The sequence below is a fragment of the Serratia sp. JKS296 genome, assembly GCF_900215445.1.
GTDB classification, from domain to species: domain Bacteria; phylum Pseudomonadota; class Gammaproteobacteria; order Enterobacterales; family Enterobacteriaceae; genus Serratia; species Serratia marcescens.
In genome coordinates this window covers 1,782,702-1,801,647 of record NZ_OCMX01000001.1, presented here as the reverse complement: position 1 = coordinate 1,801,647, position 18,946 = coordinate 1,782,702, and the positions used below count along the sequence as shown (strand labels likewise).

Here is an 18,946-nt window from a genome sequence, read left to right as displayed (position 1 = left end):
AAAACCCCGTATCCCTCAGGCAAAAAGCACCAGTGATGCTGAAGACAGCAATAGAAACGCGCAAATCACATCGATCACTCTGCGTCCGCGGTCATTTCCCTGATTTATCCGTTTTGCCAGAGTCGAACTGACCAGCGTGTAGCCGAGCAACACAGGATATTCCAACGCGATAGCCAACAGCCCGAGCAGCAGGATAGCTATCCCGCCCTGTCCGTCAGAGACGCCAATGAATACCGGCAACAGCGCGCAGAAAAACAGGAGCGATTTAGGGTTAGAAAGCTGCAACAGAAAACTTTCACGGAATAGGGAAGATAAGGAATACACCTCTTTGTGTGCAATTTTCAGGGCAGAACCTCTGGAGGATTGCCACAAACGTTTTAACGCCAGCCAGACCAGATACAGTGCCCCAGCATAGCGCAGGATCTGATAAACATGCGGCCACGCCATCAACAATGCCCCCAACCCCACGGCAGAAAGCAGACAATACAGCGCGTTACCACACAAAATGCCCAACACTGACAGTTGCGCCCGCTGCCAGCCCTGAGTAAACGCATGGCTCGTAACCTGGATCACCGCCGGACCAGGCGTTACGTTTAACGCCAAATTAGTGAGAACAAAAGTTAACAACATGTTCGACACAATCATGATGCGTTTAAAACCTCGCTTGCAGTGTGATTCGCCGACAAAACGAAGCCGTTAGTGATGGGATAGCGCCGCTCTCTTGAAAGTGCTAGCTCACTGATTTTAATTCCCGGCGCAGCCTGGCGCCGTTTGTATTCAGCTCTCTCCAACAACCCCGCGACCCGATGGATATCCTCAGACGAAAAACCCTTAGCCTTAAGTTCGTCGCAGGAAAGGTTTTCTTCGATCAAAAGCCGTAACAAGGCATCCAAGGTTTCGTAAGGCGGCAAGCTGTCACTGTCCTGCTGACCCGGCTTCAATTCCGCGCTGGGCGCTTTGGTCAGAATCGCTTGTGGGATCACATCCGTCGCCCGCAGGTATCCCTGCTGAGGCTGATATTGGTTACGCCACTGGCAGAGGGCATAGACCAGCGTTTTGTAGACATCCTTGATGGGATTAAAGCCCCCGCACATATCGCCATACAGCGTGCAATACCCCACGGCAACTTCGGACTTATTCCCCGTAGAGAGCAGCAGAGAGCCCCACTGATTAGATAACGCCATCAGGAGCGTACCACGGATGCGAGCCTGAAGATTTTGCTCCGTGAGGTCTTGTAAGGGTTCATCCCCCAGGAACCAGGAAAGCGTCTGTTCTAATGCGGCATGCGGTTCTGCTATCGGCAGTGAATAAAGCATGATACCGCAGCGTTGCGCCAGTTCCCGCGCATCCGCCATACTTCCGTGACTGCTATAACGTGAAGGTAACATCACTGCACGAACCTGCCCGACACCCAAGGCATCAGCGGCCAGTACCGCCACTAGTGCTGAATCAATACCGCCAGAAAGCCCCAGCAATACGCTGCCAAAACCATTTTTCACGGCGTAATCACGTAAGCCTAACAGCAATGCATGGTACAAATCCGCAAGCGGATCCTCATCGGGCTCTGGCACAGACTGCATCAGACGCGGCTGACCACTTTGTCTGTCGAGATAAACAGTGAATGACTGTTCCTGCCAGGCGGGCCAATGCATGACCACACTCCCCTGCGCATTCAATACGGCACCACCCCCGTCGAATACCAGTTCATCCTGTCCTCCCAGCAGATTCAGATAAATTAGCGGAAGACGGGTTTCACTGACCCGCTGGCGCAACACTTGCAGGCGCTGGGCTCGTTTGTTTTGTGTCCACGGGCTAGCATTGAGAGAAATAAGCACCGTCGCTCCGGCACGTTCCAGTTGTCGGGCTAGACGTGGCAACCAGGCATCTTCACAGATCATCACCCCCAGTTGTTGCCCCCGGAACGTCACCGGACAAGGTGACTGCCCCGGCTGAAACCAGCGCGCTTCATCAAAAACGCCGTAGTTAGGCAGTTCGCACTTGGCGATAATCTGTACAATCCTCCCCTTATCAATCAGCAACGCGCTATTGATCAGTTTTCCCTGGTCATACCACGGTGTCGTCAGCATTAATGCCGTATCCGCGCTGACCGACAGTGCCACCAGAGCAGTAACTTCCTGCTCGATCTGCTGCATAAAGGCGCGCCTCAACACCAGATCTTCAGCCGGATAGCCGGACAGCGCCATCTCTGGTAAAAACAGCAAGTCAGCATGACGTGCCCGCGCCTGCTGCCAGGCTTGCTGAATACGCTGACTGTTGCCGGCAATGTCACCGACGCGGCTGTTCATCGCACAAAATTCGAAACAAAGATCTGCGTTCATACAGATATTTCCTTCAGCGTGAGGGAAGGTAACAGATTGAATAACAAAGAATTCATGGTTTCAGGCTGATTCTGCAGGAAGAAGTGTCCGCCAGGAAGGCTGGCGCATTCGAAAGAGGCACGGGTGCAACGACGCCATTCCTTAATCCCCGTCAGCGTCGTCAGCGGATCGTCTTCACCATAAAGTGCCACGATCGGGCAGTCCAGAGCGCCTTCCGAAGGCGGCAGATAGCCGTCGAGTAAACGATAATCGGCCTGTATTGCCGGAGCAAACCAAGCCATCAGTTCTGTTGAGCGCAGAATTTCCGGCGGTGTACCACCGAGGTCTGCCAGATAACGAGTCAGTTCAGGCAAATCCATCTGATGCACCTGTCGGGACGGCTGTTGGCAATGTGGTGCATTCATCGCGCAGACCACCAGCGCTGCCACCTGCTTATTCTTGCTACGAAGGACCCGTGCCGTTTCATAAGCCACCAGCGCCCCAAGACTGTAACCTAGCAGTACCACCGGCTGCTCTGTAGCGATCTCTTGTGCCGCCTGGCGTGCTAATAACCCCAGCGAGGCAGCAAAATCGGCCGATACACGACTTCCTCGCCCGGGATAGACGTACTGTCGCAGCGATAATGCCCGTGGCCATCCGGCATTAAGCGAGATGAAAGCGTTATCGCTGCTACCAGCATAACCGAATGCATGACATTTCATTCAACGGCTTCCTGTTCAATCATCCCAGCCAGACGACGGCGCAATACCTTACGTTGAATTTTGCCGATGGATGTCCGTGGTATGTTCTGGCTTTCACACCGGAACAAACGGTACGGCACTGCGTCGATAATTTCGCCTGCACGCTGCGCTATCCGGCTGGCTACCGTCTGGGCATCGGCCCCCGTCTGGACGACGTAAAAAATACCGATGAGTCCGGCTGCCATACAGACAGCGGTGTAGCCAGCACGGACGCCTGGCAACCGTTCCAGCTCGGCTTCAAGCTGATAACCGGGCATCGCGATACCCTCAATACCATCGCCCTCACGATCGGTGATATACAATCGCCCTTGCTGCAGAAATGCGCGGTCGCCTGTCACAAACCAGCCCTCGGGCAGGAAGCAGCTTTCGGCCTCACCGTTAAAGTATCCCCGAGTCACGGAAGGACCTCGGACCTGCAAATCGCCCACCTCACCTTCCCGGAGTAACTCTCCCTTCGCACCCGTGACACGCAAACTTGCTCCGGGGATAGGCATACCTGAATCGACATAACCACTGATCCGCTGGCCATCGCCATCTGACCAGGTCAGCCCCGAGCAAGTTTCTGACATGCCGAATGCGGGCCGCAATGCAGCAGCTGTTAACCCATAACCTGCGAATTGCCTGACACAGTGAACCATCTGGTCACTGATACTTTCTCCGGCATTAACCAGAAAACGCAGGCTGCTGAAGTCCCAGTCAGGTGCAGCCTGGCATTGTGCCAGTTGGCTGAAGACATGATTAGGTACCCAACCGACTGTTGCCCGGTTCTGTGCGACCTGGCGAGGAAAACGCCCCAGATCGGCTTCTACCCAGGCGGTGGCCAGATGGATTTGTTGCGCCGCGCAGCAGGTAGGCAAAATACCCAAAAATGCCACTGAACCAACGTGTTCCATAGGCATCCAGTTCAAGAAGACATCCTGTTCCGTAAAATTATTCATCTGCGCGCTTCCTGCTGCCATCGCGAGCAATGCACGGACACTTTGAGTCACCAGCTTGGGTTGCCCGGTAGAGCCTGATGTAGGGAAAATGACGGCTAAATCATCACCTCGTGCTACCGTCCGGGTCAGTTCACGACTGGCAGGCCGTGCGCGTAACATCGCAACGTCAATAACAGGCATCTGTGCCTGTGGCATGTTTTTCTGGAGCAACCGGAAATGCGCCAGATCTCGACCCGCACCAATCATTGCAGCAGGGCGAATTAACTTCAGGGCTGCCAGTGCTTGTGTTAACGCTTGCTCATTCTCCGGCCAGGGTTGTCCGGCGGCAATCGGTACCGCAACAGCACCGAGCAACAAACATCCCCAGAGAGAAAGTACAAAATCTGCTGGGCAGAGCAGGCGCAACAAAACCCGTTCCCCCGGCTTTATTCCCGCTTCTGCCAACGCATGACTGGCAGCAATAGCCTGTGGATAAAAATCTGCGTAGCGCCAGAACGAGCGCTCTCCTTCAGCATTCAGGGTTTCAATCCCATTATCCGGATGACGCGCTGCCAACCGGAGTGCGTCTTGCAGGGAGTTGAGCGACCATAAACTATGCTGTGGTGATGCGCCGTGGGACAATGCCAGGGTCATAAAAGATCCTCCAGAAGAAGTACGTTGCCAGTCATTGGCGATGAAAAATGCTGTCTTAACCATTGCAATGCCTGACGGTCGGGCAAAATCAGCGTGCACTGGTCTGCGTCAAATACGTACTCATCCATCGGCAGCCGCCATTCGCGCTTCCATGTGAAGTCCATCCCGTTTTCCGGTACCAGCGTGACGTGACGAAAACGTTGATCTGCACTAAGGCATTCCGCCTCAAACAAAGGTTGATGGATGGTTTGCCGTGCTCCCTTGGCAAACATGGCATTGCGATCGAACTGCAACCCGTAAGGTGCAAAATTTAACCCCGCCGACCGCGCATTGAGCAGCAGCCGTGCAGCCTGAATAAGGGGAATTTCAGTAAAAGCGATGCAGCGGCGTTCTCCTAAAATGTAGGGAGGAAGTTCACCCGTCAGCGTTCCGCGTTGCAGGATGGTCAGCAGGTCAGACAACGGCGTATTGTCAGCGCCGGGTTTCATCCACCACACCAGCTTTTCGCTCAAATCGCTGCGCAACCAGTTAATCATTTGCCTGCTCCTCCAGCGTTGAACGTTGGTTTTTCCCCAGCCAGTAAGGCAATTCGACCCACAACAAAACTGCAGCAAACAGCGCGCAGAATACCCAGCCCGTCGCGACCAGCCCAACCCGGTCAGAAAGCGCCCCACCCACAATAATAGCCAGCACCATACCGAGCGTGGAAATCGATAACGCACTGGATGACACCGCCGCCATCGCCGACTGAGGGCATTGAACAATCATATTTTTCTGACAGAAGGTGAAGGCTATCTCGAAGACAAACAGATAGAGTGCGTAGCTGGTCAAACTCAACCAGACCACAGGCGTCAACAGCGAGAACTGCATCAGCACAATGCTCAGTAACGCAATAAGCCACGGTTGATTACGCCAGCTTTGGTTTTCACCCTGCATCAGCAAAGCCACCACTAACGCACCGAAAAAGAAACTGGCACTGGCTATCGCCTGCAGCAACATGACCCCCTCTTCCCCCAGCCCCAGCAGATTGATGGGCAACAGGGTCCGCGCGACATTATGAAACCCCTGCAAAAGTGCCGTGGTCAGGATCACCCAGACAAATTGCCGGCGCAGTTGGGGTTGTTGACGCAGTGCATCGAATGCCGGGCGTAATGCGCTGCCACTGCTGGCTGGCGCAGCGCTTTCCATTCCTCGGTTACGAAGCCATAACAGGAAATACAGACTGCCTGAGACCACGAAAGTCAGACTGTCAATGAATGCTACCCATTCCAACGAGACTTTTTCCACTAATGCAGCCCCAAGCAAAGAGCCGACGGCAATACCGATAAAAGTCCCGGTACCGAACAGCGATGCAGCACGCCCCAATAAAGGCGCGGGAACACTACTTTTAAGCGCGACCACACGCGCCGCTTTACTGAGGCTTTCCACCAGCCCGCGCAAAGCGAGAAGTACAAATATTAGCCACAAATGCTGATAACTCAGGCCTATTGCCAGTGACACCACGCCCCCCAACCACTCACTTCCCGCAGCCAGTCTGGCAGCAGGAATACGTTGCAAAAGGCGACTGACCAGCGGCGCGGAAAATATAATAGCTCCCCACTGCACGGCAAAAACTGCCGATGCCAGAAAATTACTGCCGGTGATCCGCCATACATAAACCGACAGTGAAAGCATCAGTAAAAAATTACCCAGTGTACTGATCAAAACCGCTGACCAGATGGTTTGCAGACTTTTATTACGCAGTGTTTCAGTAAGATTGCTCATGGAGCGCCCTCCCCGGCAGGGGCTAGATGGTAATCAGTGGGATCAAGGCGATACTCAACCATCAAACGTTTCGATTGTTTTTCTATCCAGGGGCAGAATTCGCCAAGCAACCGCTGCTGACCGGCAAGATCCTCATCCGGCGAAATGGCCCATGCCATTGCCTGACGGCACAGACCGGCCTGATGTGGGTACTGCATGCAAAATACCTGACAGCAAAGTGCTAGATCCCGTGTGTAGCAATGCTGTTGTTCCATAGTCAGCTCGAACGCGGCGCGGACCACTGCCTTCATCATCCATTCGCACAGAAACTGCGGCTTTGCCTGCCATTCAGGCTGGATCAGACGCCGCTGATATTCAGCGACCCGCTGAGGTAGCCACAACGCCTCCCCCATGATGGCAACGCCGGGTCGATAAGGCGCCAGCAAAGAGGCATAATCCACCCCGTAAAGCAGCAGTGATTGGGTTTTAATAAAAAATGGCCATACCCCCAGATAATTGCCCAACACTTCGTATTCATGGCAGGTGGTAAATTCCAGCTCCGTCACCCCTGGGAGTAATGTGCGTAATTCAGCAGCTAAGGCAGCCTCTATGGCTAACGGCTCTGTCGGGCACGCATCATCGAGGACGGCAAAGGCGTCCAGATCAGACAGATGCGGTACAAACGTGCCGCGTGCCACTGAACCTCGCAGATAAACGGCCCGCAGCCCGGACGGAAAAGCATGCTGGAACGCCCCGACCAACCGTTGACCAAATTCAGCCGGAAAATAACTGTGTGAGGTGTCATTGACAATGTATCCGTGTTCATCCAACGGAAAGAAGCGGCCATGTGCCTCAGCATGCGTCATTTTTTTGAGTCTCCTGAGTGACAGTATCAAGTTTGCCGAAGGTCGCTATTACGGTCTGAGTCGCTTCAATCGCCGCCGGCCAGCCGTTAAATAACGCCGTAAGTTCAACCGCGTTCAAAACTTGTTCCCGCTGCCAACCCTGTCTTAATGCCGCACCGGTACAAAACTCCAGCAATGCAGCAGGCGTACCTGCCGCGCAGGCCAGTACTAACGACAACAGAACGCGGGTTTTCTCATCGACAGCCTGTTCTGTTACAAAATGATCGCCCAGTTCCTGCAAGAAATGTTGTTTAAACTTAGGGGCATGCAGACGCATCCCGTGCAGAAGCCCGTGCGGGTTACCCATCGGCAATGCCAAAGATTCAATAGTTTGCATACCACGTGTCAGGCGATCCGGGTGAGTGTTGCTCATGAGTTATTCCTTTGTGTCTGAACGGGTGTACGGCGTTCGCGAACTTGTGCCAGCGCGGCGCGGCGTTTGCTGGCATGCGTATTGATATCGGAGAGCACCTGTGGCCCGGTTACCTTTTGTTCAAGGGATCGACTCAGCGCCCTGATGTTAGGGTTAGCAAACAGATCAACGACCGCCAGAGGGCGGCCTAACGCTCGAGTGATCCGCTCGCTGGCCTGTACCATCATCAATGAATTGGCACCCATCTCGAAAAAATTGGTGTCACAATCGGGCAGCGCGTTTAATTCAAGCAACTGTTGCCAGACTTCAGCGATAACCCGTTCGTCAGAGGTGAGCGGAGTAACTTTTCCCCGTGATTGCTGGGGGATTTGCTGGGGTAAACGACGGCGATCCACCTTGCCGCTGGCCGTTAAAGGCAGTTCTGGCAAAAGCGTGAAGCTTGAAGGCACCATGTAGGCAGGCAGTTTTGTCATCAGCGTCTGTTTCAGGGTATCGAGCTTTACCGCGCCCGGTGAACTTTCCGCAATCCAGGCCGCCAGCACAGGGTTTCGTTCATCACCAATCACATTAACTGCGCAGTGACGTATTTCCGGCAGTTGCCCCAGACAGGCATCAATTTCACCCAGTTCGATACGGTTACCGCGCAATTTGACCTGGAAATCCAGTCGCCCAAGGAAGGTCAGTACACCGTCATTGTTCCAGCGTCCAAGGTCCCCACTGCGATAGAATCGGCGGCGTTCGCCATCGGGTAAGGTGCGCCAGACAAACGTTTCCGAGGAGTTCTGTCCGAAATACCCTTCTGACAAACCTGGTCCGGCAATGCAAATTTCACCCACGGCCCCCTCTGGCAAAACCATCCCTTGCTCATCCATCACCAGCAATTGCGTATTGGGGTTGGCAATACCCAGTGGCACGGTCAGGGCCTGTTCATCGCCAAGGGTCGCGACATGTGTGGCGCTGGTCATGGTGGCTTCGGTAGGCCCGTACTGATTGATAAGAGTAAGCTGTTGACCAAAAACACGCCGGGAATGAGTGAGATCGTCACCGCGCAGCCGTTCGCCGTTAAGCATAAGTACCCGCAGTGCGCCAAGGGCCTGGTTTTCTGCCAGCAATGCACGCAGTAACGTAGGGACCATCGACAGCACATGACTGACGCGATGTTCGGCCATCAGGGTCAGAATGCGTGCCGGATGCGTTGCCGTGGCATCATCAGGCAAAATAGCGGTTGCACCACAGGCTAGAGTGGCGAACAGATCGCGCACAGCGGGATCAAAACTGAAAGACGTGAGTTGCAGCACACGGTCGCCAGTCCCCAGCGCCAGACGGCGGATCAGGAACAGTAAGTCGTGCGCCACGCCTCCGTGCCGGATAGGCACACCTTTTGGTACACCAGTGGAGCCTGAGGTGTACATCAGATAACAGCACATCTGTGCATCAACCCTCCGGTTGACCGCCGTGTCAGGCTGCCCTTCCGCAAGTAATGCAAGGCAATGCTCGTCAATATGCAGCGTAGGTCGTGCCTGATCGCGTACCAAAGATTGTCGTTCTGCGGGCCACTGCGGATCGACAGGCAGATACATACCGCCCGCTTTAAGTACGCCATATAGCACCGCAATTCGGGCGGCACTGCGTGGCAGACACACGGAAACACAGTCACCGGAGGACACCCCTGCGGCGATAAGGCCATGTGCCAGCCGGTTGGCCCACTCATCAAGTTGCGTGTAGCTGAGGCTGCCGTCAGGCCCTATGACCGCCGTCGCCTGCGGCGTGCGCTGCACCTGTTGCTCGAATAGCCCATGCAATGTGCCCGTGGTATCGAGCGAGAGGTCGGTGTGACACAACCTTTCCTGCTGGCCCGCAAAATCCTCTGCGGATAGAAGACTCAGTTTGCCCGTAGCTTCCTGAGGTGTTGCCAACATGGCGATGAGCAGCCGTTGCCAGGCCTGTGCCAACCGGGCCATCGTGTCTTTGCCATACAAAGCCGTGCGATAAGCGAGATAACCGCTGAAGGCCTCATCCTGCGGTTGGAAATGAACGTTAAGATCATATTTTGCCTGCTGCGACAACGCAGGACAGGCAGTGACTTTTATCCCCTCAAGTTCCAGCCTGCTCAGGTTAGCCGGATCTTCCACCACCTGAATCTGAAATAAAGGTGACTGTTGTGCATTTCGTAACGGATTGACGGCATCCACAATCTCTTCAAAAGGCAGTTCGGCTGCGCTCATGGCCTGATCAAAGGATGACGCCACCCGACGAACTATCTCTTCTGTTGACAGGGCGCTATCACACTGCACCCGCAACGGGATGTTATTAAGCAATGGACCGATGACCCGCTCACTCTCAGGATCATCACGCAGTGCAACCGGTACGCCCAGAATCAGATCATCCTGACGACTGTATCGCTGCAACAAAATGAACCAGCTGCTTAACATCACAATAAACGGCGTGACGTTCCATTGGCGTGCCTGTTGCCTGACGTGCTGCCACTGTTGTGGCGACAGTTCTAGTTTTTGGACCCCTGCCTCACGCCCCGGATATTGCCCCTCTGCGCCATCCGCCGGAAACAGTGACGTTTGCGGCGCATCGGTCAACCAGCTTTTCCAGTGCTCGCGTAACTCCGGATAATTCATCTCACGTAGGCGGATTAACCCGGAAAACTGTGGCGCAGGTTCGGCAGGAAGAACGTTCTGCCATGCAGCCTGTAAATCCTCCATCAGCACCGGCAATGACAACCCGTCAGCGGCAATATGATGCAGATTAACCAACAGGTAGTGACGTTTTTGTGCCGTATGCACCAGCGCAAAACGGATAAAACGATCCTGTGCAAGATCAACAGGTTCCGCATGAAACTGCTGACGGAACGCCGGGAAATCCCCTTCGGTAATGTCATACTCTTCCAGTGCTACCGGACCATCCTGTAGCGAGACAGCGTAACGGGGTCCCTGTTGATCCTCAATCAACCGACTGCCAAGGATTTCATGCCGCGCGACCACTGCGGCCAGTGCATTCTGCAACCGGGAGCTGTCCAGCATGCCCTCCAGTTGCCAGGCGGCACACATGGAATAATCGCTGCCCGCCCCGCCGAGACGCCAAAGGAACCACAACCTTTGCTGCATCGCGGTAAGAGGATGCTGCGCATGGGGATCACGGGTGTACACAGTTGCCGGTAAAGGTTGATCCACGGGTAACCGGGCCAGCGCATCGGCAAAATCGGCAAGACGAGGCTTGTGCAGCAACAGACCGGTACGCGCAGGTCGCTTAAGACGACGACGGACTTCGCGCACCATTTCCATCGCCAGTAGTGAATGCCCGCCAAGCGCAAAAAAATCGGCATCACGATCCTCAACCAGACAGCCCAGCAATGATTGCCAGATCTCCGCTACCTCCTTCTCCAGCCCCGGATGTAACATACCCTCCGACGAAACATATTGGCCCGGCGGCAGAGTCTGTGGTAACGCGTTACGGTCAATTTTTCCACTGCGCGTCAGCGGCATATCATCCAGCAGCACGTAACGTGCCGGCATCTGATAGTGCGCCAGCCGCTGACTGAGTGCATCGCGCAAGTTCCGCTCAGTTAAATCGGGTTGGGTACTGCAATAAAAAGCGACCAGAATGGCATGACCGCGGGTATCTTCACGTAAGGAAACGGCTGTTTTATCCACCCAACCTGTGGCCAGTAATGCGGCTTCGATTTCTTCAATTTCAATACGATAGCCATTAAGCTTTATCTGGCGATCGCTGCGGCCGAGATAATAAAGATTGCCGTCTTCGCGTAATTGAGCGCGGTCGCCGGTTAAATAACGCCGATGGTTGACGCCGCATCCCGCGGGTAAAAACTGTCGAGCTGTGATATCGGGCCGTTGGTGATACCCCAGCCCGACGCAGTCCCCGTCGATCATCAGTTCACCTGTGGCGCCCGGCGGCAGGGGCTGCCCGTGAAGATCGACCACAGAAAGAACAGCCCCCGGAACAGGCCGCCCAATGGGGACGGGATTATCCCATGCGTCCAGAGGACGATCCAGCCGGTGCCAGGCCACCACATCGGCGCACTCTGTCGGCCCGTAACTGTTGATGAAATGGCATGGCGTCGGTCGTTGTTGTTGCCACTGGCGAAGAGGTGCCAGCAGGATCGGTTCCCCTCCGAGCACCACATACCGCAGGGAGTCTAGTGCGACATAGTCCCGTTCTCTAGATTCTTGCAGTAGGGAGATAAAAGCAGTCGGCGTACAGTTAATGACGGTGGCACGGAATTGCGTCAGAGCAGCCAGAATGGCCTGGGGATCAAACTGCTCCATCACAGGGAAAAGGACCTGCCCGCCACACATGAGTGGCGCAAACAGATTTTTTTGCGTTAAATCGAAAGACGTATTGCTGATCAACAGTGCGTGCATCGGCTCTTCTTGCGTAAGCTCTTGCAGATACCAGTCCAGCAGGCGCGACACCCCACCGTGATGCACAATCGCTGCTTTAGGCGTTCCCGTTGAACCGGAGGTAAATATCAGCCAGGCAGGGTCAAGCGGTGAAGGAGAGCACGGCACCCAATCCTCAGCACACTCTCCCGCAGGGAGAGTGTGTGGATTAATCACCCGGACCAGCCCGGCATCCGCAATCATGCCTTGTAAACGCGCTTGAGGTTGTTGATTATCCAATGGCACATAGGCACACCCGGCGGCCAGGACACCTAAGGTCGCCGCCAACGACTGCGGTCCGGCAGGCAGGCAAATGCCTACGTTGGAGCCAGGGCAAACTCCCTCCGCACGCAGCCATTCCACTATTCGCCCGACTCTTGCCCACAGTCGCGCATAAGACCAGTATTCATCTCCTTGTGCGACGGCGATGCCCTGTGGCGTCCGTTTGACCTGCCGTTCAATGCGCGCCAGTATGCTATCCGGCGCTTGCGGCAGCACCGGTAATCCGGTATCCGTCCAGAGACGTGTTGCCTGAAGCGGCGCGTAAGGCGCCTCTGCCATTTGTTGCAAAAGGCGCAGATAGGCCTCGCCCATTCTGCTCACTTCCTGAGACGTTAATGCCCCCTTACGGAATTCGAACAGGCACTGCGGCTTTTTACCCGGAATGACGGTAAGCATCAGGTCAAACTTGGGTTGCCGGGGCTGATAACGAATCAGGCTGATATCAATGCCGGGCAATGCAAACCCGTCAGTAAGATCACTTTCAAGGCTGAACATAATATTGCTTACGGCATTCGGGTGCCGGAACATTAGCTCCCGATATGAGGCGTGACTGTGAAGCATGCTTTCCTGCGTCTGCTCCGCCAGCGCCTGCACCAGCGAATGTAATGTTTGTTCAGGTTTCATACGCGCACGACTGAACAGCGTATTGACCAGAAACCCTACGCGCGAGGAGTCCTGCATGTCATTGCGGTTGGCATAAGGGGTTTGCAAAATAGTGTCGTTTTTTCCATACAGTTTACTTAGCAGCAGATGGAAGACAGCATTCAGCCAATGGTGCAGGCTAATACCGCTCTGGCCGGATAAATCTGAAAGACGCTTCCACAGCGCGTCGTCGACGGGAAATACCAGATGGTCAGTCTGCGATGGCTCACGTCCGGCTGACGGGAACAAGATAGGTTCGGGTGCATCTTGCAGGTAGGCGTCCCACCAGGTATCAGCCTCATGAGTATCGGCGACACGACGATATAAAGGCAGGTTCTCTCCCGCCGGTGCCTGTCCCTGATAGCGTTGAGCCAATCTGCTGAGCACTATTCCCAGGCTCCAGCCATCAAGCGCCGTATGATGAAAAACCATCAGCAACATATGACAATTTTCGCTCCGCTGCAGTAATTGCGCGCGAAGCGGTGCCTCTTGTGCTAAATCAAAAGCCGGAGCGGCCAGCGCATTCAGCCACTCCTGCGGCGTACCGGCAGGAGCCTGTCGTAAAATAATCTCCGCAGGTCCATTTGCAAGGCGCTGGTATAAGCCCTGATCGGTTTCTACCAGCCGGGTACATAGTGCTGGGTGAGACGCAATTTCTTCATTCAAACTCCGGCAAAGCAATGCCGGATCCAGTGGCCCCGAGAGTTGCAAGCCCAGAGCCAGATGATAGGCATCACCGGCCTGTTGTTGTTGCCACAACCAAAGCCGGGTCTGTCCTTCACTGGCAGGTATACCATCACCTTCGCCGGTCAACAGTTGTAGTAACCCAGACTTGTGCAACTGCAAGCGGTTTTTAAGTTCTTCATTTATTACCCCTTTCGGCGCCCGGATACGTAATTTTCCCCCGGCCTGTTCCAGGGCTACGCCCATCGCCGTTAACTGCTCATAGAGCGCAATTATCTGGTTCATAATGAAATTTCCTCAAGATCATCGCGAGATGCGTTCTGTTGCAGATAGGCATTCAAGGCATCCGCCTGTTCCCCCAGCACTCGGTGATTGAGCAGCAAAGCCACTGGAATCTCGACATCAAAGAAGTGACTTAACCGCTGACGGAGTTGCACAGCGAGCAGGGAATTCCCCCCCAGACTGACGAAATGCGCCTCCCGGTTCAGAGGGCGCTGCCCCAAAACCTGATGCCACAAATCCGCCAGTTGATGTTCATCCTCACGCAACAAAGGCTGCGATGGAGAATCTCCCGCCACAGGCTGCGGCAAGGCGCGACGATCAATTTTGCCGTTCGGTGTCTGTGGGAATGTATCCATCGCCAGCCAGGCCGAAGGCACCATCCATTCTGGCAGTACCTGCAAAAGGTGGCAGCGCAATGCCACAGCGCCCGGGTCACGCCCTGCGGGGATGTACCATGCGGATAACTGCTTTTGTCCTGCAGGATTATCAATCACATTGACGACGACTTCACGCAGGCCCGGTGCACGCAGCAAGCAGCGTTCAATCTCGCCAATTTCGATACGATAGCCGTGCAACTTTATCTGGTGATCCAGGCGTCCCAGATAAACCAAACGCCCGTCAGGAAGGAGGCGGACGCGATCACCGGTACGGTAGGCGCGGGTTTCAAGATGACTCAACGCCGCAGGCAACATAAAGGCGGCAGCATTCAGCTCAGGCTGTTGCAGGTAACCTTGCGACAGCTTCTCGCCAGCCAGCCACAGCTCTCCCGGCATGTTTTGCGCAACAGGCTGCAGGAATTCGTCCAGCACATAAGCCCGGGTACCTGGTAGCGGGGTCCCAATTGTTTCTTCGCCGCCGAGATATCTCTGCGCGCAGGTGGAATAAACGGTGTCTTCAGTCGGCCCGTATAGATCCAGTAGCCTTGGGAGCGGTACGCATCTCAGGAGGCGATCAACCAGGGACTGGCGGAAAGGTTCACCGGCCACCAGCGCCACCCGCGCGCGCTCAGGGAAAGCATCAGCCTGAAGCAGGGCTTCAACAGCAGAGGGGACGGTGTTCACCAGCGAAACATCCACCGGATGTACGGCCAGATCGAGGATGCGTTCAACCATGACGCAACAGGTGCCCAGACACAGTGGCACAAAAATTTCAAATACCGACAGGTCAAAACAGACAGATGTCGATGCCAGTACACGCTCCCGCTCCTGATCACTCAGGCAACCCTGTGCCCAGTCCAGAAGCGCGGCGATATTGGCATGTGTTACCTGGACCCCTTTCGGTCTGCCGGTAGAGCCGGAAGTGTACAAAACATAAGCGACAGAGTCAGACTGTGCCGCAGCTAGGCGCCCTGTGACTTCCGGCATTAAATCTTCCGGAGTAATGACCCGATGCTCTGGGAATCGTGCACATTCACGCGTCATCACGATACGACACTGGCTGTCTTCCATCATCATCGCCAGACGTTCCGCCGGGTAGCTGAAATCCATGGGCACGTAGCTGGCTCCTGCGGCATGAATCGCCAGCATGGCTGCAGGCAGGTGGCGATCGCGCGCCATGGCCAGGCCAATACGTTCGCCCGGCTGAACATTCTGCTTATGCAGCAGTGCCGAGTAACCTTCAGCCAGTGTCAGTAAATCCCGATAAGAACAATTGCCGTTCCGGTCTTCAACAGCGATCTTCGCAGGATGTTTCCCTGCCTGTTGGCAGAAACGGGTTATCACATCATCCCGGCGTAAATCAGGCACTGCAGGCCGCCAGAGCAGACCTAGTGCCGCCTGCTCATGGACCGGCAGATACCCCAACCGGTTAATTGCAGTGTCAGGCTGACGTAAAGCCTCGCTCAGCCACTGTTGTAAATGTCCCAACAGCCGTTGTGCCGTGGCGATATCACAGCGGGTTGGCTCAAACTCCAGCTCTAGTACAATCTGTTGCGGTGAGGGGAAAACCAGCAGTGAAAATGTACTTTGCGCTGCCGCTGCGGGGATGAAACGCGGGGAATGCGGCATTTCGTTTTGGCATGCGAATACAGCATGATAAAGGCTGTTACGACGTGGCTGATGCTCACGCACCTGCTCAAGCAGCGAAAGGTAAGGCAGAAAACGATGACGCAGCAGCAAATGAGTTTTTGCCGTGACCTGTTCTAGCAACGTATTCAGGGTCGTCTCTTCATCTAATTGCAACGGCAATGGCAGTATGTTGACCGCATTACCCACCCATTGCGCCTGCCGGGGTGTACGGACTGAAACCGGCACACCCAGCGTGATATGCGTTTCACCACTGTAGCGTGCAAGTAATGCGGTAAACCCGCTGGCCAGTAAAACATGCAGCGTCGTTCTCGTCAGCCTCGTATGGTGTTTCAGCGCCTGGATCTCAGACGCAGGCAAAATGTGGCGTACGCTGGCCATCACCGCCGGTTGCGACGGTATAGGCAGATTGAATTCTATTTGCTCCGGCGCCATGATCAGCGACGCCAGCCAACTGGCATCGGCTTTTTGATCAGAGGCAGCACTGGCGTGAGAGGCACCCAGCATGACTGGCAACGGGGTATCTCCCGTCACGCAATGCTCTCCGGCGACCACCCGAGCCAAATCCGCTAACAACGTCTGTGCAGCCATGTGGTCGATAACCAGATGATGAGCCGCCAGTGCCAGTTGGCTGCCCAGTCCATCAGAGGACAGCAGCGCACAACGCCACGGAGCTGTCGCAGCCAAATCGAAGGGACGTGAGCGGAAATCCATCAGCCATGCCGTGCGCTGCGCCGGTGTCCAACCAGAGACATCCACATATTCCAGCATCACACCGGTGCCAATGCTCCACTCATTGTGATTCAGCGTTGCAGAGAGCTGTGGATGGGCAATGGTCAGTGTATCCAGCGAACGTTGCACCTGTTGTGATGTAACGCCGTCAGGAAGATCGACTAACGTCGCCAGATTGTAGAATGCGGTATCGGGATTAGCCTGCTGATGCAACCAGATCGCCTGCTGCCAGGGTGTGATCTCCGAAACTTGCTCTGTGTGAACTTCCGGGGATTGGTCCGCCAGCACGGAAACTGGTTGCGTCTGAAGCTGCTGATCGATAGTGTCCAGAGTCAGATCGTCGAGTAATAATTCCAGCGGAATTGACCTGTTCAGTTCCTGTTCCAGAAAGGCGTGCAATTCAAGTCGTTGTAGCGAATCAATCCCCAGCTCGCTCAGCGTATGTTGTGGCCGGACGCTGAGCCCTTTGGCCTCCAGCAACGTGATAAGCGCCGAATCACGGATCGTTGAAGATTTTGCTCGGTGTGAGGTGCCGATCGCTGAAATTTGCCCCGCTTGCCATTGGCTGCACATAAAACGCCGGCGCAGTTTACCGCTTGACGTTTTTGCTACCGTGCCGGGTTTGACAGCAACCAGATGCGCCAGCGTCAAGCCATGCTGCAGGGCAACAGCGCTACGGGTTTGTTCCAGCGCCCGTTCAAAATCAAAGTGACGCAAGGCACTGCGCCTGATTTCCTGTACGACCACCAGTTCGTCACCCGCCATAAACGTCACACCGCTGCCGCTGACAAACTCAGGGCAGGCACATTGCACTGTGTGTTCAATATCTTGCGGATAGTGGTTACGACCACGGACAATCAGCACCTCTTTTAAGCGTCCGGTCACATACAGCTGGCCCTCATGGAGAAATCCCAGATCGCCGGTACGCAGGTAGCTTTTGTCCGGCTCTTGCGCCAAAGATGCCCACAGCGTTGAGTTGGCTTCAGGCGCATTCCAGTACCCTTTAGTGACGCTGTTACCCAATAGCCAGATTTCACCAACCTGCCCGTCTGCACAGCGGGTGAGCTTATGAGGATCGGCGACAACTACTTGCATCTCCCCCCAGATATGTCCGCTGCTAACCAGCGTGACGCCTTTACCCTCCTGGCTGGCCAGTGCCAGACCGGCACTGAGCGCTTCGCTGTCGATAAGTAACGTGGTCAGAGGCGTCCCCGCCCGATCACCAGAAACGAACAACGTCGCCTCCGCCAGACCGTAGCAGGGATACATCGCCCCAGGTTGCAAGCCATAAGGGGCATAGGCGGCCTGAAAACGTGCCACGGTTTCACTGCGAATAGGCTCCGCACCGTTGTAGGCCACCGCCCAGCGTGATAGATCTAAACCTTCACGCTCTGCTTCGCTCACCTTATTTACACACAACGCATAGGCAAAATCCGGCCCCCCAGTGCAGGTCACCCCCGCCTCAGAAATCAGCTTTAACCAGCGCAGTGGTTTTTGCAAAAATGCCATCGGCGGCATCAGCCAGCAGCTTACGCCCAGATACAGCGGCTGCATGACATTGCCGATAAGTCCCATGTCATGAAACAGAGGTAGCCAGCTGGCAAACACTGTATGGTCGCCATTGCCCATCCCCTGACGGATAGCCCGCTGATTGCTCATCAGATTTGCATGAGTGACGATCACGCCCTTCGGATCACCGGTAGAACCTGAGGAATATTGCAGGAAAGCAATATCCTCCCCCGTCAGAGCCGTCTCTTGCCATTCAATACTTTCTTCAGACAACGCCTCTTCCAGGCAGAGCATGGTAAAAACTTCACCTTCACTTTCACGCTGTACCTCTGCCAGGGTTTCCTGATTGGTCAGAATTGTGGTGGCCTGACTGCTGGCAATAAGTTTTTGCAAGCGGTCCGTTTTCGACCGGTTGCTCCCCGGTGGATACGCAGAGACGGCAATCGCTCCCGCGTATAAACAGCCGAAAAATGCCACGATAAAGTCAGTGCCTGGCCGGAACTGGAGCAGTACCGGCCGCTTACTCAGGTCATGATTGCGTAACATTTGCGCAACCTGACGAGCCTGTCGGTCCAGGTGTGCATAGCTCAGGGTCGTAGTGACACTTTCCCCATCCGGCAAGTAATGGAAAGCAATAGTTTCCGGGCGTTTTTGCGCCCAGTATTGAATCACATGATGAAAACAGACGAGACGATCTACCGGCGATACCAT

General features: G+C 55.0%; 10 protein-coding genes. All 10 read right to left on the bottom strand.

From position 1 onward, the window contains the following. Nucleotides 1-15: 15 nt before the first annotated feature. From CRO23_RS08480 to CRO23_RS08435, 10 genes are read right to left on the bottom strand one after another with little or no spacing between them, the layout of a single operon-like run. Nucleotides 16-645 carry a LysE family translocator gene (locus CRO23_RS08480; protein WP_016927152.1) on the bottom strand — a complete coding sequence of 210 codons (630 nt, stop codon included), beginning with the start codon at nt 643-645 and terminating at the stop codon, nt 16-18. Continuing rightward, entirely contained in the window at nt 642-2,339 is a 1,698-nt protein-coding gene (locus tag CRO23_RS08475) for an NAD+ synthase (RefSeq protein WP_097101751.1), read from the bottom strand. Before CRO23_RS08475 ends, CRO23_RS08480 begins: the two co-directional genes overlap by 4 nt. Beyond that, complete coding sequence (locus CRO23_RS08470) at nt 2,336-3,040, bottom strand: thioesterase II family protein (protein ID WP_097101750.1); 705 nt, start codon at nt 3,038-3,040, stop codon at nt 2,336-2,338. The genes CRO23_RS08475 and CRO23_RS08470 overlap by 4 nt, the downstream gene beginning before the upstream one ends. After that, on the bottom strand, nt 3,037-4,713 hold the full coding sequence (locus CRO23_RS08465; RefSeq protein ID WP_097101748.1) for an AMP-binding protein: 1,677 nt from the start codon (nt 4,711-4,713) through the stop codon (nt 3,037-3,039). The genes CRO23_RS08470 and CRO23_RS08465 overlap by 4 nt, the downstream gene beginning before the upstream one ends. Further along, a complete protein-coding gene (locus CRO23_RS08460) occupies nt 4,647-5,186 on the bottom strand; it encodes a hypothetical protein (RefSeq protein ID WP_016927148.1) in 540 nt (179 codons plus the stop codon). The genes CRO23_RS08465 and CRO23_RS08460 overlap by 67 nt, the downstream gene beginning before the upstream one ends. Next, entirely contained in the window at nt 5,179-6,414 is a 1,236-nt protein-coding gene (locus CRO23_RS08455) for an MFS transporter (protein WP_016927147.1), read from the bottom strand. Before CRO23_RS08455 ends, CRO23_RS08460 begins: the two co-directional genes overlap by 8 nt. Next, a complete protein-coding gene (locus CRO23_RS08450) occupies nt 6,411-7,259 on the bottom strand; it encodes a nucleotidyltransferase domain-containing protein (protein ID WP_016927146.1) in 849 nt (282 codons plus the stop codon). Before CRO23_RS08450 ends, CRO23_RS08455 begins: the two co-directional genes overlap by 4 nt. After that, nucleotides 7,246-7,671 (bottom strand): carboxymuconolactone decarboxylase family protein, encoded by a 426-nt coding sequence (locus tag CRO23_RS08445; protein ID WP_016927145.1) that lies wholly within the window; start codon nt 7,669-7,671, stop codon nt 7,246-7,248. Before CRO23_RS08445 ends, CRO23_RS08450 begins: the two co-directional genes overlap by 14 nt. Next, entirely contained in the window at nt 7,668-13,973 is a 6,306-nt protein-coding gene (locus tag CRO23_RS08440; protein ID WP_097101747.1) for a non-ribosomal peptide synthetase, read from the bottom strand. The genes CRO23_RS08445 and CRO23_RS08440 overlap by 4 nt, the downstream gene beginning before the upstream one ends. Continuing rightward, nucleotides 13,970-18,946 carry a non-ribosomal peptide synthetase gene (locus tag CRO23_RS08435; RefSeq protein ID WP_097101745.1) on the bottom strand — a complete coding sequence of 1,659 codons (4,977 nt, stop codon included), beginning with the start codon at nt 18,944-18,946 and terminating at the stop codon, nt 13,970-13,972. Before CRO23_RS08435 ends, CRO23_RS08440 begins: the two co-directional genes overlap by 4 nt.